This window comes from Sphaerisporangium sp. NPDC049002, assembly GCF_040649355.1.
GTDB lineage: Bacteria > Actinomycetota > Actinomycetes > Streptosporangiales > Streptosporangiaceae > Sphaerisporangium.
Genome location: NZ_JBEZFH010000127.1, coordinates 1 through 21,261 on the forward strand (window position 1 = coordinate 1; position 21,261 = coordinate 21,261).

At 70.9% G+C, this 21,261-nt stretch carries 20 protein-coding genes and 2 pseudogenes; 13 read left to right on the forward strand and 9 right to left on the reverse strand.

All coding sequences use genetic code 11. The features are described from left to right. On the forward strand, positions 1-254 hold a 254-nt coding region (locus AB0B89_RS23360), incomplete at its 5' end, for a hypothetical protein (protein WP_358556501.1). Between the two features lie 96 nt (positions 255-350). On the opposite strand, the gene AB0B89_RS23365 is transcribed toward AB0B89_RS23360, so the two are convergent. Beyond that, positions 351-896, reverse strand: a complete 546-nt coding sequence (locus AB0B89_RS23365) for an ATP-binding protein (protein WP_358556504.1) — start codon at positions 894-896, stop codon at positions 351-353. 256 nt (positions 897-1,152) lie between these two features. Here AB0B89_RS23365 and AB0B89_RS23370 point away from each other — a divergent pair, with 256 nt between their 5' ends. From AB0B89_RS23370 to AB0B89_RS23395, 6 genes are all read left to right on the forward strand, one after another. Next, a complete protein-coding gene (locus AB0B89_RS23370; protein WP_358556507.1) occupies positions 1,153-2,517 on the forward strand; it encodes a helix-turn-helix domain-containing protein in 1,365 nt (454 codons plus the stop codon). After that, positions 2,514-3,425 (forward strand): aminoglycoside phosphotransferase family protein, encoded by a 912-nt coding sequence (locus AB0B89_RS23375; RefSeq protein ID WP_358556509.1) that lies wholly within the window; start codon positions 2,514-2,516, stop codon positions 3,423-3,425. Before AB0B89_RS23370 ends, AB0B89_RS23375 begins: the two co-directional genes overlap by 4 nt. A gap of 72 nt (positions 3,426-3,497) precedes the next feature. Further along, positions 3,498-4,745, forward strand: coding sequence for a cytochrome P450 (locus AB0B89_RS23380; protein WP_358556512.1), 1,248 nt, complete (start codon positions 3,498-3,500; stop codon positions 4,743-4,745). Positions 4,746-4,824: 79 nt separating this feature from the next. Further along, a complete protein-coding gene (locus AB0B89_RS23385; RefSeq protein ID WP_358556515.1) occupies positions 4,825-5,961 on the forward strand; it encodes an aminotransferase class V-fold PLP-dependent enzyme in 1,137 nt (378 codons plus the stop codon). A 268-nt stretch (positions 5,962-6,229) separates the two neighbouring features. Then, positions 6,230-7,960 carry a thiamine pyrophosphate-binding protein gene (locus AB0B89_RS23390; protein WP_358556518.1) on the forward strand — a complete coding sequence of 577 codons (1,731 nt, stop codon included), beginning with the start codon at positions 6,230-6,232 and terminating at the stop codon, positions 7,958-7,960. Then, positions 7,957-8,913, forward strand: coding sequence for a hypothetical protein (locus tag AB0B89_RS23395; protein ID WP_358556521.1), 957 nt, complete (start codon positions 7,957-7,959; stop codon positions 8,911-8,913). The genes AB0B89_RS23390 and AB0B89_RS23395 overlap by 4 nt, the downstream gene beginning before the upstream one ends. A gap of 6 nt (positions 8,914-8,919) precedes the next feature. Here AB0B89_RS23395 and AB0B89_RS23400 read toward each other — a convergent pair whose 3' ends face one another. From AB0B89_RS23400 to AB0B89_RS23425, 6 genes are all read right to left on the reverse strand, one after another. Continuing rightward, positions 8,920-9,216: a fibronectin type III domain-containing protein gene (locus AB0B89_RS23400; RefSeq protein ID WP_358556524.1), complete on the reverse strand. Its 297-nt coding sequence runs from the start codon at positions 9,214-9,216 to the stop codon at positions 8,920-8,922. Beyond that, on the reverse strand, positions 9,213-9,569 hold the full coding sequence (locus AB0B89_RS23405) for a glycoside hydrolase family 44 protein (protein ID WP_358556527.1): 357 nt from the start codon (positions 9,567-9,569) through the stop codon (positions 9,213-9,215). The genes AB0B89_RS23400 and AB0B89_RS23405 overlap by 4 nt, the downstream gene beginning before the upstream one ends. Beyond that, positions 9,560-9,709, reverse strand: a complete 150-nt coding sequence (locus AB0B89_RS23410) for a hypothetical protein (protein ID WP_358556529.1) — start codon at positions 9,707-9,709, stop codon at positions 9,560-9,562. The genes AB0B89_RS23405 and AB0B89_RS23410 overlap by 10 nt, the downstream gene beginning before the upstream one ends. Before the next feature lie 188 nt (positions 9,710-9,897). Beyond that, positions 9,898-10,344: an Lrp/AsnC family transcriptional regulator gene (locus AB0B89_RS23415; protein WP_358556532.1), complete on the reverse strand. Its 447-nt coding sequence runs from the start codon at positions 10,342-10,344 to the stop codon at positions 9,898-9,900. Positions 10,345-10,417: 73 nt separating this feature from the next. After that, complete coding sequence (locus tag AB0B89_RS23420; RefSeq protein ID WP_358556535.1) at positions 10,418-11,794, reverse strand: transaminase; 1,377 nt, start codon at positions 11,792-11,794, stop codon at positions 10,418-10,420. Positions 11,795-12,493: 699 nt separating this feature from the next. After that, positions 12,494-12,616, reverse strand: coding sequence for a hypothetical protein (locus AB0B89_RS23425; protein WP_358556556.1), 123 nt, complete (start codon positions 12,614-12,616; stop codon positions 12,494-12,496). Between AB0B89_RS23425 and AB0B89_RS23430 the strand changes: the two genes are divergently transcribed. Continuing rightward, positions 12,615-13,160 (forward strand): methyltransferase domain-containing protein, encoded by a 546-nt coding sequence (locus AB0B89_RS23430; protein WP_358556547.1) that lies wholly within the window; start codon positions 12,615-12,617, stop codon positions 13,158-13,160. The genes AB0B89_RS23425 and AB0B89_RS23430 overlap by 2 nt on opposite strands. Before the next feature lie 836 nt (positions 13,161-13,996). Here AB0B89_RS23430 and AB0B89_RS23435 read toward each other — a convergent pair. Both AB0B89_RS23435 and AB0B89_RS23440 read right to left on the reverse strand, forming a co-directional pair. Continuing rightward, positions 13,997-14,908 (reverse strand): annotated as a pseudogene (locus tag AB0B89_RS23435) (NACHT domain-containing protein); the annotation flags it as partial. 124 nt (positions 14,909-15,032) lie between these two features. Beyond that, on the reverse strand, positions 15,033-16,547 hold the full coding sequence (locus AB0B89_RS23440) for an MFS transporter (protein WP_358556538.1): 1,515 nt from the start codon (positions 16,545-16,547) through the stop codon (positions 15,033-15,035). A 111-nt stretch (positions 16,548-16,658) separates the two neighbouring features. On the opposite strand from AB0B89_RS23440, the gene AB0B89_RS23445 reads away from it, so the two are divergent. The 5 genes and pseudogenes from AB0B89_RS23445 to AB0B89_RS23465 form a co-directional block, all read left to right on the forward strand. Then, positions 16,659-17,618 (forward strand): STM4015 family protein, encoded by a 960-nt coding sequence (locus AB0B89_RS23445; protein WP_358556541.1) that lies wholly within the window; start codon positions 16,659-16,661, stop codon positions 17,616-17,618. Further along, on the forward strand, positions 17,615-18,787 hold the full coding sequence (locus AB0B89_RS23450; protein WP_358556544.1) for an STM4014 family protein: 1,173 nt from the start codon (positions 17,615-17,617) through the stop codon (positions 18,785-18,787). Before AB0B89_RS23445 ends, AB0B89_RS23450 begins: the two co-directional genes overlap by 4 nt. Further along, positions 18,784-19,611: an STM4013/SEN3800 family hydrolase gene (locus AB0B89_RS23455; protein ID WP_358556550.1), complete on the forward strand. Its 828-nt coding sequence runs from the start codon at positions 18,784-18,786 to the stop codon at positions 19,609-19,611. The genes AB0B89_RS23450 and AB0B89_RS23455 overlap by 4 nt, the downstream gene beginning before the upstream one ends. 2 nt (positions 19,612-19,613) lie before the next feature. Then, complete coding sequence (locus AB0B89_RS23460; RefSeq protein ID WP_358556553.1) at positions 19,614-21,011, forward strand: STM4012 family radical SAM protein; 1,398 nt, start codon at positions 19,614-19,616, stop codon at positions 21,009-21,011. A gap of 56 nt (positions 21,012-21,067) precedes the next feature. Continuing rightward, positions 21,068-21,261: pseudogene (locus AB0B89_RS23465) on the forward strand (hypothetical protein); the annotation flags it as partial.

Sequence of the window (21,261 nt, forward strand, 5' to 3'; positions counted from 1 at the left end):
TCCGGGGCGACTTCAACGGGGACGGCTGCGCCGACCTCGCGATCGGCACGACGGCGGCGTGCGACGGCACGACGGCGGCGTGCGACGGCACGACGGCGGCCACGGCATGGGCGGGTGAGGCGGCGTGGGCGGGCGAGGCGTGGACGGCGGGGACGATCACCAGGGTCGCGGTGGCGAGCAGGCGGGACGCGCGCGAGGCACTCATACTCCGGATCGTCTCCCCCGATCCGGACATCCGGCCCACCGCAGCGTGAAGTTCCCGCGTCGGCGACCTGAACGGGACATCGTGAACGACGCCGCAGGTCGTGAAGCGTTCACCGGCGATAGTCAGGCATCGTCAGCCCGGACGGTCATCGGCTCCCAGGGGTCGGCAGGGCGAAGGCGACGGCCTTGCCGGCCGTACCCCCCACGGACATCGTGGTGGGATAGGCGTAGCAGTGGCCCCCGGAGAGCGTGTGGGCGAGGAACAGCCCGCGCCCGCTCTCGGCGAACGGCCCGAGGTCGACCTCCTCGGCCGTGTGCAGGTAGGCCAGCATGGCCGGGATCTCGCCCAGCTCCTGACGGCCGTCCACCATCTCGCACCACATCGGGATGCCGCTCAGGCAGTGGATGCGAAGCTCGTACGGGCCGCACGCGTGCTTCTCCGCGTTGGCGGCCAGCTCCGCGACGATGATCTCGGCGTCGCCGATCGCGTCCGGGGTGACCCCCGCTCCCGCCAGCGCGTCGCGCACGGCCGCACGGGCGCCGCGTGAGGCGGAGCCCGCCCGCAGCCTCGTGACGAGTACGCGGAAGGTGTCCTGGCAGGGGACGCGTGGCTCGTCGCCGGGCCGGCGATCTGCCGCGAGGACCCCGGTGTGGTGGAGAGCCTCCTTTGGGACGGGCTGCTCGGCGCGCATGAGCTGATCACTCCTTGTTGATACTGGACCGATGAGCAGTCGGAGGAAGCGCGCGGTGATCCCCCCGGGGTGTGAATTCCAGGGTGAGGGAAGTTTGCGCTGGGTGGTAAGACGTGCCACCGATACCCATCCCAGGTCTACCGGCGATTGGCCAAACCGATCTGCCCGGGTGATAGGTGCGACCGTTATTCCCTCGGGGACCCCCTGGGACCTGGGTTAATTGAGCGGTCAGCGGACTGGCGGTCGGAAGGTCAGCATGAACGTCACGCATGTGAGCGAGCAGGCGATCAGCTTCGCCATCTGGGAACGACCCCAGATGCGCCAGGCCCTCGCCGTGCGCGACATCGCCACGGTGTACCTGCTCCTTCAGCGCGTCGGGGTGTCCCAGCGCAGGATCGCGGCGCTGACGGGCCAGTCCCAGTCCGAGATCTCCGAGATCCTCAACGGGCGCCAGGTCATGGCGTACGACGTGCTCGTGCGCATCGCCGACGGCCTCGGCGTCCCGCGCGGGTACATGGGGCTGGCCTACGACGACGCGTCCCAGGCCATGGCGGGCCCGCTCGCCGGCTTCCAGGACGACGCCGACGAGGACGAGCAGGTCCGCCGGCTGCTGGCCCACGCCGCCCAGGTCACCATCGGCGCGGCGGTGGCGACGGTGGACGAGTGGCGCCAGCCGCTGGCGCGCGTCGACACGCCCGTCCCGGCCAAGATCGGGGACGCGGAGGTCGAGCAGGTCGAGACCGTCACCCAGTCGCTCCGCGCGCTCGACTACCGCTACGGCGGCGGCGTCTGCCGGGACGCGGTGGTGGCCCAGCTCGCCTGGTCGCAGCACCTCCTGCAGGCCACGTGCACGGAGAAGGTCGGGCGCCGGCTCCACCGCGCGCTCGCCGACCAGCACAACCTGGCCGGCTGGACCTCCTTCGACGTCGGCCTGTACGGCGCCGCGCGCAGGCACCTCGCTCGCGCCCTGGAACAGGCCAAGCACGCCAAGGACCCGTCGCTGGCGGCCAACATCCTCTACCGGATGGGGCGCGTCCACCTGCACCTCGACCGCGTGGAGGACGCGTTGCGGTTCTTCCAGCTCGGCCAGATCTGCGCGCAGGACGCGAGCTGCGAGCTCACCGTCGCCATGCTGTGCGCGAACGAGGCCTGGGCGTACGCCCTGCTGGGGGACGAGCGGCTCGCCATGAAGTCCATCAGCCGGGCTCGCGACGAGTACGCCCGGGCCGACCGCGACACGGCGCCGGCCTGGGTGCGGTTCTTCGGGGACGCCGACATCGCGGCGGCGAGCGGCATGACGCACGCCAGCCTCGCGCAGACCCACCCCGGCCACCTCCCGAAGGCGGCCGAACTTCTTTCCAACAGCGTACGGAACCGAGATCAGAACATGGCACGAAGCAAGGTGTTCGAGTTGATAGGACTGGCGACGGTTCAGCTCCGGCTGGGCGAGGTCGAGGAGGGGCTGGAGAACGGGAACGAGGCCGTCACACTGGTGGCCCAGATCAGGTCGGTGCGGACCATCGACCGCCTGGCCCCGCTGAGGGACGCGGCGGCGGAGCGACGGCACGAGTCGGGCGCGCGTGAGCTATGCCGGCGGATCAAGGGCCTGCAGATCGTATGAGCATCACGACCGTAGATCCATCCGGCGGGCTGACCCGCGAGAACCTCCGCTCACTCCTCGCCGCGGTCTGCGCCGAGACGGGACTGGATCCCCGGCGGGCCGAGCTGATCAAGTTCACCAACAACGCCGTGTTCCGGCTGCGTACGGCCCCGGTGGTCGTGCGCATCGCCGGCTCCACCGCCGCACGCGAGCGGGCGGAGACCGTGGTGCGCGTCGCCCGGTGGCTGGCCGGCCACGGTTTCCCGGCGGTGCGGCTCCTCGCGGGGGTGGAGCAGCCCATCCAGCTGTACGGGCAGATGATCACTCTGTGGGAGCACATCCCCGAGACGGGGATCCGGCCGGACGGCGCCGATCTCGCCATCCTGCTCAAGCGCCTGCACCGGCTTCCCGGCCCGCCCGCCGACCTGCCGCTCTGGCGTCCGATGGAGGAGGTCCGCCAGCGCCTGGCCGAGCCGGAGGACCTCGACCCCGGCGACCACGCGTTCCTGCTGGGGGTGTGCGACGAGGTCGAGGAGCAGCTCGCGGGGCTGCGCTTCACGCTGCCGCAGGGTGTCATCCACGGGGACGCGTTCATCGGCAACCTCATCGCGGGCCCCCGCGGCCCGGTGCTGTGCGACTTCGACGGCACGACCATCGGGCCGCGCGAGTGGGACCTCGCCCCCGTCGCGGTCGGGCGGCTCCGTCTCGACTACGTGACCGACGACCACGCGATGCTGGCCAAGCACTACGGCGTGGACGTCATCGAGTGGGACGGGTTCCCGGTGCTGCGCCGTCTTCGGGAGCTGAAGCTGGTCACCAGCGTGCTGCCCATCCTCCGCAGCAACCCCGGCATCCGCCCTCAGTGGGAACACCGCATGCGGACCTTCAGGGCGGGCGATCTCACCACCCGATGGCAGCCGTACCGCTGACGGCTGCGGCGGGCTCGGGTGAGCGTCGCGAAGCACGGGCGGGGGCGGCGAGGGCCGTGCCAGGATGAGAACGTGACGACGGCCACGCAGACGGGCATCGACCTGGCGGATCTGGCGTTCTGGCGCAGGTCGCCCCAGGAGCGCGACCACGATTTCGCGCGGCTCAGGAAGCTCGGCCACCCGGTGTTCTTCGCTGAGCGCCGGGTGCCGCTGCTCCGCTCGGGCAAGGGGTTCCACGCCCTGGTGCGGCACGCGGACGTGGTCGAGGCCAGCCGCAACGCCAAGGTCTTCTCCAGCGGACCCGCGGTGACCAACCCCGAGCCGCCGGGCTGGGTGAAGCACGTGTTCGGCGACTCGATGGTCAACCTCGACGACCCCCGCCACGCCCGCCTCCGCCGGATCGTGTCCCGCGCGTTCTCGCCCAAGATGCTCGGCAAGCTCGACGACGACATCGTGAAGGCCGCCGGGCGCATCGTCGACGACGTGGTCAAGGAGGGGCCGCGTGACTTCGTCGCGCAGGTCGCGGCCCGGCTGCCCATCCACGTCATCTGCGACATGGTGGGCGTTCCCGACGACATCCGGGCCAAGGTCCACCAGCACGTCGACGTCTCCACCGCGTACACCGGGGTGCGCATGAGCCTCCCGCGTACGGTGGCGATGGCGGGCCGCAACATGGCGGCGCTGCTCGCCCTGCAACGCCTGGTGATCAGGCTGGGCCGCGAGCGGGAGAAGAACCCCTCCGACGACCTGGTCTCCGCGCTGGTCAACGCCAACGTCGACGGCGAGCGGCTGACGCCGGCCGAGCTCGGCTCGTTCTTCACCCTGCTGCTGGTCGCGGGCAACGAGACCGCCCGCAACACGATGGCCCACGGGCTCAAGCTGCTCACCGACAACCCCGCCCAGCGTGAGCGGCTCACCGGCGACTTCGACGGCCACATCGGCGGAGCGATCGAGGAGACCGTGCGCCACGTCTCGCCGATCATGCAGTTCCGGCGCACGGTCACCGAGGAGTACGAGATCCGGGGGGTGCGGCTCGCGCCCGGCGACAAGGTGGTGCTGTTCTACGGTTCGGCCAACCGCGACGAGGACGTCTTCGACGACCCCGACCGGTACGACATCACCCGAAGCCCCAATCCCCATGTCGGCTTCGGCGGCCCCGGCCCGCACTTCTGCCTGGGCGCCAACCTGGCCCGCCAGGAAATCAAGATCATGTACCGTGAGCTGTTCACCCGCCTGCCCGGCATCCGCACCGTCGGTGACCCCGAGCTGCTGCTGTCCAACTTCGACAACAGCGTCCGCGCCCAGGCCTTCACCTTCTAGCGGTGCCGCCGGTGGGCCCGGACGAGGCGGCTGTGAGGCGGGAAGCCTCCGGCGGCGGAGGACAGGTTAGTGTCCGGTTGTGGACATTGACGACTTCAGCCTTGACCCGTCGATCACGCACCTGAACCACGGATCCTTCGGGGCGGTGCCCCACCGCGTGAGGGAACGGCAGGACGAGCTCCGCCGGGAGGTGGAGATCAACCCCGATCTCTTCTTCGCCACGGTTCTCGACCGTGTCGCCAAGGCCAGGAACGAGGTGGCGGCCTTCCTCGGGTGCGAGCCCGACGGCATGGCGTTCGTCGCCAACGTGACCGAGGGCGTCGCCGTCGCGCTGAACAGCGTGCCGATCGCGCCCGGTGACGAGATCCTGATCGGCGACCATGCCTACGGTGCCGTCGAGATCGCCGTACGGCGGAGCGCCGAGCGTGCCGGGGCACAGGTGGTCAGGGTGACGCTTCCCGGGCAGGAGGACGGCGAGTGGTCGGGCGAGGAGGCCGCCGACGCCTTCCTCGGCGCGGTCACTCCTCGGACGAAGGTGGCCGTGTTCGACCACATCACCTCGCCTACCGCCCGCCTGCTGCCGGTGGCGCGCCTGGTGGAGGGGTTCCGCGCACTCGGAGTGGTCACGATCGTGGACGGGGCCCACGCGCCGGGCATGCTGGACCTCGACCTGAGCGAGCTGGGCGCCGACTTCTGGACCGGGAACCTGCACAAGTGGGCGTTCGCTCCGAGGCCGTCCGGGGTGCTGGCCGTGGCCCCGGCGTGGCGCGAGCGGGTCGAGCCGCTGATCCCCTCGTTCTACCAGGGGGACGGCTTCCCGAGGAGCACCGAGTTCCAGGGCACCCGCGACTACACCGCCTGGCTGGCCGCGCCGTACGGGCCGCGCCTGCTCGGCGACCTCGGCGCGGGGGACGTACGGGCTCGCAACGCCGCGCTCGTCGCGCGCGGGCAGGAGATCGTCGCGGAGGTGACCGGGCTGAGGCCCTGGCGGTCGGACCCGGAGCTCTCCATGCGGATCCTGCGGCTGCCCCATGGGATGGGGGAGACCCAACCGCGGGCCGAGGCGCTGTCGGCGGAGATCTTGCGCAGGACGGGCTGCCGGGCGGCCGTACGGGCGTGGCCCGGCACCGGACTCCTTCGGCTCTCGGCCCAGGTCTACAACCGCGAGGACGATTACGTACGCCTGGCGACCGGTCTTCGCGACCTGTTCGCCTAGCGCCGTCTTTCGCCTGGTACGGCCGTTCCACCAGTGCCGCTGACATGCCCCGTAGAAGCGGTACATGCACGTCGTAAACACAACAGACATCTGCCGGAAATATACGACATATGGCGATCGAGGGCCTTTACCCGTCATTGTTGCTTCAACATCCACTTACAGACTGATCCGCTGTCATTCTGGCGAATGACGACCCGCGCCCCTCGCTGCGCATGCAATTGCCATGTCATCACGTGGCACGCAGGTCCGTTCGGCAGGAGGCACGTTCGTGCGCAGTGCAGGTGCAGGGGTCGAGGGCGGATCGACCGTGGCGGAGTTCCTCCTGGAACAGTTGGACGCCATGGGGGTCGACACCGTGTTCGGCATTCCGGGCGGCAATATCTCCGCGTTCATCCAGGCCTTACGGAAACACCCGAGGATCAGGTTCGTCATCGCCTCCCACGAGGGAGGCGCGGCCTTCATGGCGGACGGGTACGCGCGGGCCACGGGCAAGCTGGGAGTGTGCCTCGTGACCGCGGGTCCCGGCACCCTCAACGCCCTGACCGGTGTCGCCTCCGCCCACCTCGACCAGGTCCCGCTGCTCGTGGTGGGAGGCCAGGTACGGACCGACCAGTTCGGCCTCGGAGCCCTGCAGGACAGCAGCGATCTCGGCGTCAACACGCCGGCGATGTACGCGCACGTGACGGGGTACTCGACCGGACTGAGCGACCCCGGCTCGTTCCCGCGCATCCTGTCCCAGGCCATCAACGTCGCCACCGGACCGCGCCCCTGCGCCGCGTACCTGGCCGTCCCCGCCGACCTCGCGCGAAAGCCGGTCGGCGACGAGAAGGCCGTGGTCCCCCCGCGGCGCCCCGCGATGGAACTCGACCCGGCGGTGGCCAGGCACGCGGTCCAGGCGCTCGCGGATGCGCGCCGGCCCCTGATCTTCCTCGGGAGCGGTGCGAGGGAGGCGCTGCGGTCCGGCCAGGAGGCGTTCCATGAGCTCGTCCACACGCTCGGGGTGCCCGTCGCGACCAGCCTTCGCGGCAAGGGCCTCTTCCCCGAGAGCGATGACCTCTCGCTCGGCGTGCTCGGGATGGCGGGCGTCGAGCGGGCGATGAGCTACGCGGCCGAGGGCGTCGACACCCTGCTGGTCATCGGCAGCAGGCTCGGGGAGTGGGCGACCCGGAGCTGGGACCGGGCCTTCACCGCCGCCTCGACGTACTTCCACGTCGACCTCGACCCCGCGGTCTTCGGCCAGTTCCTGAAGGGCGGCGACCACATCCTCGCCGACGCCGGGTCGTTCCTTCGGGCCCTCCACCGTGAGCTGCCCCGCCTGGACGCGGCGAGGCCGGCCCCCCTGGTGCTTTCCCCTCGCCCGGCGCCCGAACCGGTGCCCGCCGCCGGCGGGCACGGCGTGTCGCCCGCGGACGTGATGCTCGCCCTCAACGACCTGATCACCGGCGAGGACGACCTCTACATCGACATCGGCAACTGCACCGCGTGGGCCACGCACCACCTGTTGGTGGACCCGCCCACGCGCATCTTCTACCCGTGCGGACTGTCCTCGATGGGCTGGTCGTGCGGCGCGGCCGTCGGCGGCCGGATCGGCGCCCCGGGCCGTACGGCCGTGGCCCTCCTCGGCGACGGCTCGTTCCTGATGAACGGCAACGAGGTGAGGACCGCGGCGAAGAACCAGGCCGGCGCCGTCTTCGTCGTGCTCGACGACGGCTACCTCGGCATGGTCAACCACGGCGAGTACGTGCAGAGCAAGGGCGTGATCCCGCTGGACGACGACTACTACGGCCTCGGGCCCGTCGACCTCGTGCGGTTCTCCCGCGCGCTCGGCGCCGACGCCTTCCCGGTCGAGGACGTCGAGGGGTTCCGCGAGGCGATGCGCGAGGCCAGGACCGCGACGGCCACGCGGTCACGCCCGCAGGTCATCGTCGTCAAGACCGATCACCGGGTGAGCCCTCCGTACGGCGAGAGGTTCACCATGATCGCGGGGGACGCGCGATGACCGGGGAAACGCACGCCGGGATCGGCCTCGCCGGGCTGGGATCGGCCCTGCCGGAGGCCGCCGTGGAGGCGGGGTCCACCGTGTCCGTGCCCACGGCCGAGAGCGAGCTCTTCACCGGCGCCCGCACACGCCGGATCCTCGGGCCGGGGGAGGACATCGAGGACCTGACCGTGTCGGCGTGCCGCCGGGCCCTGTCGAGCGCGGGCGTGTCGCCCGGCCAGGTCGACGGGCTGTACGGGTACGTCACGGTTCCGGAGTTCGTGAGTCCCAACGGGTTGTTCCGCGTCCACCGCGACCTCGGGCTCGGGCGCCACGCGCTCGTGGTGCCGCTCAACTGCGAGTTCGGCACCTTCGTCCTGGCGCTCGCCCTCGCCTGGGAGGCCATGCGCGCCGGGCGTCTCACCCGCGCGCTCGTGGCCGTGGGCTCGAACTGGAGCCGCCACGTCGACGCGCGGAACCCGCACGCGGGGACGATCGGCGACGGCGCCGGCGCGGCCGTCCTCGGCCCGTCGCCGAACATGGTGCTGGTCGACTGGATCTCCGACACGCACAGCGCCGAGTACGGCGCGATGACGATGGCGAGCCGCCCGGAGGCCGATGGCACGGCCAGGACCACCTACCGGATCGAGCCCGCCTCGGGCGTGGACGCCTTCCGCACGTCCGGGATGGACGGGCCGCCGGAGCTGATCGGGAGGCTGCTCGACCGCCACGGGATCGCCGCGTCGGACGTCACGGTGATCGGCCACCAGGCCTCCGACGTCCTCATCGACCACTGGAAGGAGCGCCTGCATCCCGCCCGTTACCACGACACGCTGAGCCGTTACGGCAACCTCACCATCGCGTCCGCCGCGGTGACCCTCGGCACCGTGGCGGACCTCATCGACACCCCTTACCTGGTCCTGTTCGGCATCGGCATCGGCTCGTACCAGATCGCGCTGCTGATCAGGCGGTGACGCCGGCTAGCGACGGGGTGTGGTGACCGAGACCGTGCGGGACTTCGGGCTGAGGTTTCCCGCGCCGTCCCGGGCACGTACCCAGAAGGTGTAGCTCCGGCCGGGTGACAGGCCGGTGACGGTGAGCGTGGTCGCGGTCGTCGCGAACTCGGTGGTTCCCGCCGCGCTCCGCTGCCCGACCTCGTACCCGGTGACGGCGACGTTGTCGGTGGCGGGCGGCCGGCTCAGTTCGATCGCGCCGAAGCTGTACTCGGTGAGGGCGACCTTGGTCCCCGGGTAGTTCCGGGCGATCATGTCCTTCATCCGGGGGATGAGGTACACCGGCTGGTTGATCCAGCTCTCGTCGGTGTACGTGCGGTCCCACAGCGTGCGAACCAGATGTCCGGCTCGTTGTCGAGGTTGTAGAAGCGCACGCCGCCGTGGGCGGCGTCGCCGTACCGGGCGCGGAGGTGGTCCAGCCAGCCGGTGACGTACTCGGGGCCGATCTCCACGCTGGTGTCGTGCGGGTCGTTCCCGGTGATCTTGCTGCCGTCGGGCCTGACGCCGTTGCCGCAGTCCGGGGCCCAGGGGTCGGTCGACTGCTGCGGACCGTACTTCGCCACGCTGAACCCGCACGCCCTGGCCCGTTCCTTGGGCGCCCAGCCGATCAGGGGCACGTCAGGCTGATCGGATGCGTCGGTGCTGTGAGGTCGACGGAAAGGCTCAGCGCGGCGGCTCGGGCGGTGCCGGTGGCCGTACCGGCCGTGACCAGCAGGGCCGTGGTGAGCAGGGTGATCCGGTTCCGGGTTCGGGGCATGGCGTGGCGCCTCCTTCGGGGCGATGGTGCTGCCCCGCGGGAAGGCCGGTCCAGGGCCGCGCGGCCCGCCGGCGGCGGAAGCGCTGGTCAGCGGGTGCCGCGAGCTGAAAGTTTCACCTGCTCACCCGGCCGGTTCGCGTACGCCCTTCAGAAGCGGCCCCCGCACACCCCCGCCGTCGCGCCGGCCCTCAGGTGCCGGGCCAGGCGAAGCGGTGGGTGTGGATGCCGAAGTAGGTGAACGACTCGGCCCGGGTGACGCCGGGGACGCGCTTGATGTGGTCGTTGAGGATGGCGAGGAGCTCGGCGGGCTCCTTGCACACGACCTCCACGAACAGGTCGAACGAGCCGGAGGTGAGCACGACGTAGATCACGCCGGTCAGCTCGCTGATGCGGTCGGCGACGGTGTGCACGTCGCTGTCGACGCGCACACCGATCAGCGCCATGACGGGCAACCCGAGCGCCATCGGGTCGGTGACCCCCACGACCTGGACGACGTTCTCGTCCCGCAGCCGCTGCACCCGCTGGCGTACGGCGGGGGCCGAGAGCCCGGTGACCTCGGCCAGCGCGGCGTAGGAGATGCGGCCGTCCCGTTGCAGCTCGTGCAGCAGGACGCGATCGATCTCGTCGAGGCTCACCGGCCCACGTCCCATCGATCGCGCCCGGGGCCGGCGGGCGTGACGTGCCTTCCCTGTCCGTCGGCCGCCCGGCTCATCCGGCCAGCTCGGCGACGGCCGCCGCGAACACCTCGTGGTGGCGGTCGACGTCGGCCTCGGTGGTGGCCGGGCACATCAGCGCCATGTTGTGGAACGGGGTGAGCAGCACGCCCCGGTTGGCCAGGTAGACGTGCAGGTAGTCGTCCAGGTCGGGGTCGCCGGCCGCGTTGGACTCCCCGCCGTCGCGCGGCGCCGGGTTGCTGAAGCGGTACTCCGCCCTCGCCCCGAGCTGGGTGACCGACCAGGGCAGCGCGTGCTCGTCGATGACCGCCTGGACGCCCTTGGTGAAGCGGGTGGCCAGCTCCGTCATGCCGGTGAACGCGTCGTCGGTCAGGACGTGTTCGAGCGTGGCGCGCATGGCCGCGACCGACAGCGCGTTGCCGGCGAGGGTGCCGCCGACCCCGCCCATGTCGACCAGGTCGAGGCCGCTCATCGCTTCGAGGCGGGTCGCCACCTCGGCGGACAGCCCGTACCCGCCGCTCGGGATGCCGCCGCCGATGGCCTTGCCGATCGTCACGATGTCGGGTTCGAGCCCCCACGCCCGCGTGCACCCGCCCGGACCGGCCGAGAACGTGTGCGTCTCGTCGTTGACGAGCAGCGCGCCGTACCGCCGGGTCAGCTCCCGCACCCCGTCGAGGTAGCCGGGTTCGGGCAGGACGATGCCGATGTTGGTGAGGGCAGGCTCCATCAGGACGGCGGCGACGTCGCCGTACTCCAGCTCGCGCTCCAGGGACGGCAGGTCGTTGAACTCCACGACCCGGGAGGTGATGGTCGGGTCGACGGGGGCGCCGACGTTGCCCTCGCGGGAGACCTGCTCGCCGTCCGGGCCGACCACCAGGAGGACCTCGTCGACGCTGCCGTGGTAGCAGTAGCTGTTGACCAGGATCTTGGGCCGCCCGGTCAGCGCCCGCGCCAGGCGGATGGCCCAGCGGTTGGCGTCGGTGGCGGTCAGCGAGAAGCTCCAGTACGGCACGCCGAAGCGCCGGGCCAGCTCGGCCCCGACCCAGGACGCATCCTCGGTGGGCATCATCACGGTCGCGCCGCCCCGCGCGGCGAAGCGCTCGGCGACCGCGTCCACGGTGGCCTGCGGTGAGTGCCCCGCCATGGCGCCGGTGTCGCCGAGGCAGAGGTCGACGTACTCGTGGCCGTCCACGTCGGTGACCCGGGCGCCCCGGGCCTCCGCCAGGTAGAGGGGGAATCCGGCGGCGGTCTTGTTCATCCACGTCATCGGCACGCCGCCGAACAGGTGAGCTCGTGCCTGCTCGTACGCGGACGCGGAGCGGGGGTTGCGGTCACGGAACGCGCGGCGCTCGCGGTCGAGCAGGCCGGCCAGATGAGCACGGTCGATCATCGCCACTACCTCAGAAAGCATTGTGTACTTCCGTCTTCATGACGGAATCTGAGGCCAACGTACACCAGAACCTCTGATCCGTGGCAGATGTCCGGTCGTCGGGTCACGGGGAAGGCCAGGGTGGCCTGGCGGCTCCGGCCCGGCCGGTGCGCGGGTCCGGTTCCGTCCCCTGCGGGATACGGCGGCACCGACCTTCCCTACCTCAGAGGGAATCGTTTTGAGATCCCGTCGAATTATGGGGATCCACCGCTTCCGTCCTGTTAGCTTCCTCGGTATTCCCACGATTCAAAGGCTCACTTCCGGATCGCTTACCACCGGACGGCTCATCCCGAGGCCGATGTGAGGCATCCGAGAGCGAAGACCGCGGCCATCAGGCGAAGGACGGTCTCATGGCACTACCACCCCCACTTTCCGAATCACGGACCTTGGCAGGCCGATGCTCGAAAGCGTCGGCTTTGATCGGCCGGTATGCGAAATGCGATGATCCTCCGCATCCGAATCCACGCCATGGATTCAGCCCTTCGGGCGGTATCCGATGACGAACTGGAGATCTCACGCCCGGACACTGGCCGAGCATGTGACAGACCCGGGATCACGGTGGCGCGAATCGATCGCCATGGTTCCCAGGCATGTGCTCGTCCCCCGCTGGTTCGAAGGCGGGCCGGAGGGCTGGGCTCTTCGTGAGGGCCCAGGGGATGAGGACAGGTGGCTTCGAACGATCTACCGCGACAGGTCGATGATCACCTCGGTCTCGGGGTTGCACGCGGACCGGGCGCAGCCGGGCGACCGGCCCACCGGACTCCCCACCTCGTCATCGACCCCGCCGAGCCTCGTGGTGCGCATGCTCCGGCACAGCTGTCTCTACGAGGGAGCCGATATTCTGGACGTCGCCACCGGCTCCGGATACAGCGCGGCACTGCTGTCCCACCGATTCGGCTGTGACCGGATCACGAGTATCGATGTCGACCCCTATCTGACCGAGGTCGCGGCCGAACGCCTCGGCCTGCTCGGATTGCATCCGACGGTTCTGACCCGTGACGCGACCGGTGTGCTGCCCGGTTCCTACGATCGAATCCTGTCGATGGTCTCCGTGCCGCGGATACCGCCGAGTTGGATACAGGCGTTGAGGCCGGGCGGACGGCTGGTCACCCCCATCAGGGGAATGGCCGTCATCGTGGCCGCCAACAAGCTGAGCTCGCCCGAAGAGCAGCGCGTCTCGATCACGAGGCCGGTGAGGAGCCCGCCCGCAGGCCCGCTCACGAAGCTGACGGAGGGGCCGGCGATGAGCCCGCCCGTGAGTCCGACCAGGAGCATCCAGCGCGCCTGCTTCCTGATCTGGACGAGCAGCAGCCGGAAACGGCCGCGGGTGAGGCGGAGGTCCGCGTAGACCGGAGCGACGTCGACGACACTGCCACGTCCCCCTGCCAGCCCGAAGACGACGCCGCCCGAAATTCCACCGATGAGCCCGCCCACGGTCCCGCCGAAGAGGCCGGTCATGAGCCCGCCGTGTCTTCCGAACGAAACCCCGAACGCCAGGCCGGCCCCGTACCCGAACCCGAGCGTTCCCGCGAGCCCGAACGCGAGCCGTCCTGAGAGCCCGCCCGCGATCCCCACCGTGAGCGCGACCCCCGCCGTGAGCCCGCCGATGAGGCCGACCACGATCCCGACCGCGGACGACTCACCGGACAGCCCGCCCGCCGGCGTGACCACGGACGCGACGGCGAGTGCGAACGTCAACCCGGCCACGAGCCCGAACGCGGTCCTCGGCGTGTGCTCCTTCAGGACCGGGCTGGCGTGCAACTCCCACCAGGCCAGATCAGAGGTGTCATTGGCCCTCAGCGTGTAAGCGAAGTGCCCGAGACATCGTTGCGCGTGGTCCACGTACCACTGGCGTGAGGCACGGAACGATCGCGGGTCGCCACCATTGCCGGTGAACGCGGTCGAAGCCGTGCCGGCGTGGCCGGGAGTGACGACGGCGTCGATGATGCCGTCGAACAATCGGGTGATGATGCTGTCGACGGTCGGAAAGCCGCCGGTTTCGAGCAGAGGGCTCGGATCGGTCCGGGTCCTTATGTACACGTGACGTAGCAGCCACAGTGTCAGCGGCGTGGACAGCGCGGTGGTGACAGGACTTCCTGGATCGGCGACCAGGTGCCTGAGAAAATCCTTCCACGGTTCTTCCCCCGGCGACCGGCCATGGGACAGAAGGCATGCCCGGATATAGTCGGCGGAGTCCTTCGGAGTCAGCGCCTCGGCTTCTATGACGGCCGCGGCGGCGAGTTCTCCTCCCCCCTCGCCGGTCAGAATCTGCTTGTACTCGGCGCTGCGGCAGGTGAGGATCAGCGGATGTGCCACGACGTCGTTGAGATGCTCGATGACGAGCAGGCGCAGAGCGGAGGACAACTCGTCGAGTCCGTCCAGCACGGGCAGGATCTTGCGTTGATCCACCAGTGCCTGTGCGGCGTTGGGGCCGTAGTCGCCGGCGAGCAGGTTGGGATAGTCCTCCTCCAGCCGCCGGACCAGCCATGGACGGAAGTACTCTCGGCTTGAATCCCAACCCGAGAGGGAGAACAACACCGGTACCGCCGCGCCTTGTTCGGGGTCGGTGAGCATTTCACGCAGCAGCAGTATCGCGAGACTCGTCTTGCCCATTCCCGCCTCGCCCAATATGACCAGGCGGCCTCGCCGAGCGTGCCGGCGAAGCGCGTTCGCCAATTCCGGGATGTGATCGCTGCTGCCCAGGAGCCTGGGGCGCGCTTCCTTCACGCCGGGGGCGCTGTTCGTCACGCCCGGCCTTGTCAGGCGCCAGCGCACCGCCACGGATCCGGGCTCGTCCAGCTGCCGGATCTCCGCCTCTCTCCTCCACTGGGCCAATACCCAGCGCGCCAGTGCCTCTTGTGCGTCGTCCACCTGAGCCGGAGTGGATTCGGTGGTCCGGGGAGAGGGACGGAAACGCGCCGCCCATGCCAATAGACCCGCGGCTATGGCGAACGCCGCGATTATCCCCGCTATCCAGGATGCCGCCTCCCAGCCATCCCGGTTCGACGGCCCTCCACCGGCGACCAGTGCGACAGAGATCGCCGCGGCGATGGCAGCGACGGTGAGCAAGGCGATAATCCACCTGAGCACACGCATGCGGCTATTATCCCGGGCCTCCCCAAGAAGCACATTGAAACCAATTCAGATCTGTGGCCGATTTCCGCGCGGTCCTGGCGGCGGCTCCTTGGCGCCGCTGACCGGGAATCGGCGCCTGCCGCGGCTAGCCCGGCCTTGACGTGGGGTGGGCTCCCGGCGTGCCGGTGCCGGTCTCGCCGCCGGGCTCGGTGGGCTCCAGCGGCGGGGCTCCCAGCTCGCAGGCCGCCCTGCGCTCGGGCTCGCGGAGCGCGTTGGTCCTGATCGTGACGAAGGTCAGGACCGCGGCGCAGGCCATCATGGCGGCGCTGACCAGCATGGCCGCGCGGAAACCCGAGGTGAAGGCGACCGGCGAGGTGTAGGCCGCGTCGGTGAGGCCGACGAGCGGGGGGATGGCGGCGACGGCGAGCAGGCTCCCCGTCCGCGCGACCGCGTTGTTGACGCCGCTGGCGACCCCCGCGTAGCGCTCCTCGGCGGTGGCCAGCACCGTCGCGGTGAGCGGGGCGACCGCGGCGGAGAGCCCGACCCCGAAGAGCGTCACCGCGGGGAGCACGTCGAGCAGGTACGACGAGCCGGGCCCGACCCTGCTCATCAGCAGCAGGCCGCCCGCGCACATGAGGATGCCGGCGGTCATCGGCAGGCGTGGCCCGATCCGCCGGCCGAGGTCGCCCGCGCGGGGCGACAGCAGCAGCATGAGCAGCATGACCGGGAGCATCGAGCATCCGGCCGCGACGGGGGAGAAGCCCGCGGCGACCTGGAGCTCCACGACGAGCAGGAAGAAGACCACGCCCATCGCCGCGTACATGATCAACGTAACGATGTTGACGGCGGTGAACTCCCGTGAGGCGAACACGCGGACCGGGACCAGCGGGGACACCGGGCCGATCCGCGAGCGGCGCGCCTCCAGCACCACGAACGCCACTCCGAGCGCGACGCCCGCGACCGCGGCGACCAGCGGGACCGCTGAGCCGCGCTCGATGAGCCCGTAGGTCAGCCCGGCCAGCGCGAAGGCGGCGAGCGCCGCGCCCAGCACGTCGAACCGCCCGGTGGTCGTCTCGTCGCGGGTCTCGGGAACGTGCCGTACGGCCGTGGCGACCACCAGGGCCGCGATGGGCAGGTTGATCAGGAAGACCCACCGCCAGCCCGCCGTCTCCACGAGCCAGCCGCCGAGCAGGGGGCCGATCGCGCCGGCCACGCCGCCGAGGCCGGACCAGACGCCGACGGCACGGGGACGGTCCTCGCGGGCGAAGGACGACTGGATGATCGCGAGCGACCCCGGCGTGAGGAGCGCCCCGCCGATCCCCTGCAGCGCGCGGGCGACGATCAGCGTCTGGATGCCGGGGGCGAGCCCGCACAGGGCCGAGGCGACGGCGAACCAGGCGACACCGATGACGAAGATCTTGCGCCGGCCGTACCGGTCGCCGAGGGAGCCGCCGAGCAGGATCAGCCCCGCCAGCGTGAGGGTGTAGGCGTTCACCGTCCACTGGAGCCCGGACATCGAGGCACCGAGGTCCTCGCCCAGCTTCGGCAGCGCCACGTTGACGACCGTGCTGTCAAGGAAGGCCATCCCCGACCCGAGCACGGTGGTGAACAGGATCCACCGTCCGCCGGGGGAGCTCACGCGGATGCCGCCTTTGTCCATGCTGTCCATAATGCTGGACGCGCGACACGCTCAGAACCCACGGTCCCGGTCTGTCGGTGCCCTCTGGTAGGAAGATCTCGCCCTACCAACCCCCTGCTACTGGAGACCCGCATGGACTACGCCGAGTTCACCGACGAGGTCGGCGGCCTTCGCGCTGGTGTGTACGCCGGCCTGCCCGTCACCCCGGCGCCCGAGGACGACGACGGCGGCGCGCTGCCGGGTGCCGGGGAGGCGGCCTGGCGGCTCGGGATCGACGACGACTACGACTCCGATGAGACGTTCGAGCGGCAGTTCGCCCGCTTCATGGACGCCGTGGACTCCACCGAGGTCACGGCGATCGTGATCGGATCCTGGGACAGCCCGTGGGATGTCCGCGCCGATCTGCCGATCGGTCTGCTGGCCGACAACGCCGACCGGTTTCCGGCGCTGCGCTCGATCTTCCTCGGCGCGATCACGTCCGACGAGTGCGAGATCTCGTGGATCAAGCAGGGTGACGTCACCCCGCTCCTGCGCGCCTTTCCCCGGCTTGAGAGGCTGGAGGTCCGCGGTGGCGACGAGCTGAAGCTCAGCCCGGTGCGCCACGACGCTCTGAGAATCCTGCGTTTCGAGTCCGGCGGCCTCCCCGCGCGCGTGGTCCGCGCCGTTGGCGACAGCGAGCTCCCCGCCCTCGAATGCCTTGAGATGTGGCTCGGCATCGATGAGTACGGCGGCGACACCACCGTGGCCGACCTGGCGCCCATCCTGTCCGGCGAGCGGCTGCCCTCCCTCAGGCACCTGGGCCTGCAGGACACGGAGATCCAGGACCAGCTGGCCGAGGCGGTGGCCTCCGCGCCCGTCGTCGCCCGCCTGTCCTCGCTCAGCCTGGCCATGGGAGTGCTCACCGACGCGGGAGCCGAGGCCCTGCTCAGCGGTCAGCCGCTCACCCACCTGCGCAGGCTCGACCTGCATCACCACTTTCTCGGTGACGACATGGTCCAGCGGGTCGCGAAGGCTCTGCCGGGAGTCGACGTCGACCTCTCGGAGCAGAAGGAGCCGGAGGAAGAGTGGCGCTATGTCGCGGTCGCCGAATGACCGTCGCCTTCACCGTCGTGGGCACGCCGGGTGACCGGCGGGTGACGATGTTCGGCGAGGCCGCGCGAGGACGCGGGCTGCCCGATCCGGCCGTCCTGCCCTGGACGTCCGTGCTCTCCGGCGATGAGGTCCGCCTGGAGCCGGGCACCCTCGTCCGCGTCGACTCTCCCGGTGAGGACCCCGAGGCAGACGCCCTGCTGCGAGGGCCGGGTGATCCGGCTCGGGCGGGCGGCGGCGCCGCCTGGTACGCCACGTTCCTCTGGGCCCTCGACCGGGTACGCCGGGCTGTCGCGCGGGCTCCGGGAGCCGTGGTGCTCGGCGACCTCGGCGAGATCGCGGTGATGTTCGACAAGCGGAGCTGCCACGCGCGGCTGTCGGCGGTGGGCGTGCCGGTGCCGCCCGCCCTGCCGGGCCCGGTCCGCTCCTACGGCGAGCTCCGCGACCGCATGGAGGCGGCGGGCTGGGCGCGCGTGTTCGTCAAGCCCGCGCACGGTTCCTCGGCGTCGGGCGTGGTGGCGCTGCACGCGGCCGGCGGCCGGGTCAGGGCCACGACGTCGGCCGTCCCCGACCCCATGGGCGTCCCGGCCGGCGCGCGTTCCGCTCTGCGCAATTCCCTCCGCGTGCGCACCTACGAGGGCGACAGCGACGTCGCGGCGATCATCGACGCGCTCGCCCCCGACGGCCTGCACGTCGAGCGGTGGTTCCCGAAGGCGTCGGCCGGCGGGCGGGTGATCGATCTGAGGGTGGTCGTCGTGGCGGGGGTGCCGACCCACGTCGTCGTGCGCGCCAGCCGCACCCCGATGACCAACCTGCACCTCGGCGGGGTGCGGGGCGATCTGGGCGTGGTGCGTGAGGCGCTCGGGCCGCGCCGGTGGGATCGCGCGATGGAGGTGTGCGCGCAGGCGGCGGCCTGCTTCCCCGGCAGCCTGGCGGTCGGCGTCGACCTGCTGCTCGGCGTGGGCTGGAAGAGGTTCGCGGTGGCCGAGGTCAACGCGTTCGGCGATCTCCTTCCCGGGCTGACGGGCCTGCCCGGCAGCGGGGCAGAAGGCCTTTCCACCTATGAGGCCGAGGTCGAGGCGGTGCTCACCGGAAGCGCCCTCGCCATGGGTCCCGCCTCCTCCGGGCGCGACCGCTCGCGGGCCGAAGGAGCGCCGGCGTGCGCGACATGAACGCGATCGTGGGCGGGCACGACATCCTGCTCGTCACGCTCGACACACTGCGCTACGACGTGGCGGCCCGGCTCGCCGAGGAGGGCCGCCTGCCGAACCTCGCCAGAGCGCTGCCCGGCGGCCGGTGGGAGCGCCGCCACAGCCCGGGGAGCTTCACCTACGCGGCGCATGCCGCGATCCTCGCCGGGTTCCTCCCGACTCCGGTCGAGCCCGGCCCGCATCCGCGTCCGTTCGCGGCGAGGTTCCCCGGAAGCGAGACCACGGCCGGGGGGACCTGGGTGTTCGACGCCCCCGACCTGCCGAGCGGGCTGGAGAAGGCGGGCTACCACACCGTCTGCGTCGGCGGGGTCGGCTTCTTCTCCAAGCTCACCGAGCTCGGCTCGGCCCTTCCGGGGATGTTCGCCGAGAGCCACTGGGAGCCCGGGTTCGGGGTCACCTCGCCGACGTCCTTCGAAGCGCAGATCGAACGGGCCGAGACCGTCCTCCGGGCCCGGTCCGCCACCCCGGCCGGGGACGGGGGGCCGGTGTTCCTGTTCGTCAACGTGTCGGCGCTCCACCAGCCCAACTGGTTCTTCCTTCCGGACGGGACGCGGGAGGACGGCGACAGCCGGGAGAGCCACGCCGCCGCGCTGGAGTACGTCGATCGGCACATCGGGCGGCTGTTCGCCCTCATGACCGAGCGGCGGCCGTGTTTCGCGATCGTCTGTTCCGACCACGGCACGGCATACGGAGAAGGCGGATATGTCGGCCATCGGATCGGCCACGAGGTCGTGTGGACCGTCCCCTACGGGGAGTTCCTCATGGAAGTAGGGGAGTGGACGTGAAAGTGAACGCGCCTGCCGCGCCGGGCCGGCCCTCTCAGGGGGCCGAGCAGGGATCCGAGAGCCCCTATCAGGGGTATGTCTATGCCTATCCGCACAAGACTGCCTATCGCCCGCTCGAACCACGGCCGTCGTTGCGCGAGGTCTGGGCGGCGGAGCCGACGGATCAGCTCTTTCTCTACCTGCACATCCCCTTCTGCGAGATGCGCTGCGGGTTCTGCAACCTGTTCACCCGTACGGGCGCGCCCGAGGAGCTCGTCGCCGCCTACCTCGACGCGCTCGAACGCCAGGCGAGGGCCGCACGCGACGCCCTGACCGAGCCGGGGTTCGCGGCCGGTGCGATCGGCGGCGGCACCCCGACCTATCTCACGCCGGGCGAGCTGACCCGGCTGTTCGACATCGCCGAGCGCACGATGGGCGCCGGCCCGCGCGTGGTCCCGCTGTCGGTCGAGACCTCGCCCGCGACGGCCACGACCGACCGGCTGCGGGTGCTGGCCGAGCGCGGGACCACCCGGCTGTCGATCGGCGTGCAGAGCTTCGTCGACGCCGAGGCCCGCGCCGCCGTACGGCCGCAGAAGCGCTCGGAGGTGGAGGCGGCGCTCGGCCGGATCCGCGAGGTGGGCTTCCCCGCGCTCAACATCGACCTGATCTACGGGATCGACGGCCAGACCACGCGGTCCTGGCGGTACTCCCTGGACGCCGCTCTGGCCTGGCGGCCGGAGGAGATCTACCTCTACCCGCTGTACGTACGTCCGCTCACCGGCCTCGGCCGCCGGGCCCGCGACTGGGACGACCACCGTCTGACCCTCTACCGCGAAGGCCGGGACCACCTGCTGGCGGCCGGCTATGAGCAGGTCTCGATGCGCATGTTCCGCCTGCCCGGGTCCGGGGAGCCGGTCGACGCGACGACGACCGTGCCGCAGGGCGGGGCGGCGCGTTACCGCTGCCAGTCCGACGGCATGGTCGGGCTGGGCTGCGGTGCCCGCTCCTACACCGGTGAGCTGCACTATTCCTTCGAGTACGCGGTCGGCGCCGGTCACGTCCGGGCGATCATCGACGACTATGTGAGCCTTCCGGGCGAGGAGTTCACGGTCACCAACGTCGGGTTCCGGCTCGACGACGACGAGCGTCGCCGCCGGCACCTGGTCCAGTCACTGCTGCAGGCCGGCGGACTCGACGGCGACGACTACCGGCAGAGGTTCGGCACCGACGCGCATTCCGACTTCGCGGCCGAGTTCGGCGAGCTCGCGAGCAGGGGCTGGCTGGAGAGCATCCCCGGCGCCGGCCCGCCAGGCGGCGTGTCGCGGCTCACCGCCGAGGGCCTCGCGCACTCGGACGCGATCGGCCCCGCCCTGTTCTCCCCCCGCGTCCGCGAGCTCATGGCGCGCTACGAGGAGCGCTGACCCGCTGGTGGCCATGGGAGGAGCGGTGAGCGGTGCGGGATGCCTGGAGTGGTGACGTGAGGGAGCCGGACGGCCATCTGTCGATTCTGTATCGAGGGCCGCTGGCCAGTTGCGACTACGACTGCCCGTACTGCCCCTTCGCCAAGCGTCGCGACTCTCCGGCGCGGCTTCGCGAGGACCGGGCCGCGCTGGAGCGGTTCACCGGATGGTCACGTCGGGCACGCCCGCCACGTCACCGGCCGAGAAGGCG

Bases quoted from the DNA above. Each gene is read 5' to 3' on its own strand.
- AB0B89_RS23365 (WP_358556504.1), bottom strand. From the start codon at position 896: ATGCGCGCCGAGCAGCCCGTCCCAAAGGAGGCTCTCCACCACACCGGG.
- AB0B89_RS23370 (WP_358556507.1), top strand. From the start codon at position 1,153: ATGAACGTCACGCATGTGAGCGAGCAGGCGATCAGCTTCGCCATCTGG.
- AB0B89_RS23375 (WP_358556509.1), top strand. From the start codon at position 2,514: ATGAGCATCACGACCGTAGATCCATCCGGCGGGCTGACCCGCGAGAAC.
- AB0B89_RS23395 (WP_358556521.1), top strand. From the start codon at position 7,957: ATGACCGGGGAAACGCACGCCGGGATCGGCCTCGCCGGGCTGGGATCG.
- AB0B89_RS23400 (WP_358556524.1), bottom strand. From the start codon at position 9,216: ATGAAGGACATGATCGCCCGGAACTACCCGGGGACCAAGGTCGCCCTC.
- AB0B89_RS23410 (WP_358556529.1), bottom strand. From the start codon at position 9,709: ATGCCCCGAACCCGGAACCGGATCACCCTGCTCACCACGGCCCTGCTG.
- AB0B89_RS23420 (WP_358556535.1), bottom strand. From the start codon at position 11,794: ATGCTTTCTGAGGTAGTGGCGATGATCGACCGTGCTCATCTGGCCGGC.
- AB0B89_RS23430 (WP_358556547.1), top strand. From the start codon at position 12,615: ATGCTCCGGCACAGCTGTCTCTACGAGGGAGCCGATATTCTGGACGTC.
- AB0B89_RS23425 (WP_358556556.1), bottom strand. From the start codon at position 12,616: ATGCGCACCACGAGGCTCGGCGGGGTCGATGACGAGGTGGGGAGTCCG.
- AB0B89_RS23440 (WP_358556538.1), bottom strand. From the start codon at position 16,547: ATGGACAAAGGCGGCATCCGCGTGAGCTCCCCCGGCGGACGGTGGATC.
- AB0B89_RS23445 (WP_358556541.1), top strand. From the start codon at position 16,659: ATGGACTACGCCGAGTTCACCGACGAGGTCGGCGGCCTTCGCGCTGGT.
- AB0B89_RS23450 (WP_358556544.1), top strand. From the start codon at position 17,615: ATGACCGTCGCCTTCACCGTCGTGGGCACGCCGGGTGACCGGCGGGTG.
- AB0B89_RS23455 (WP_358556550.1), top strand. From the start codon at position 18,784: ATGAACGCGATCGTGGGCGGGCACGACATCCTGCTCGTCACGCTCGAC.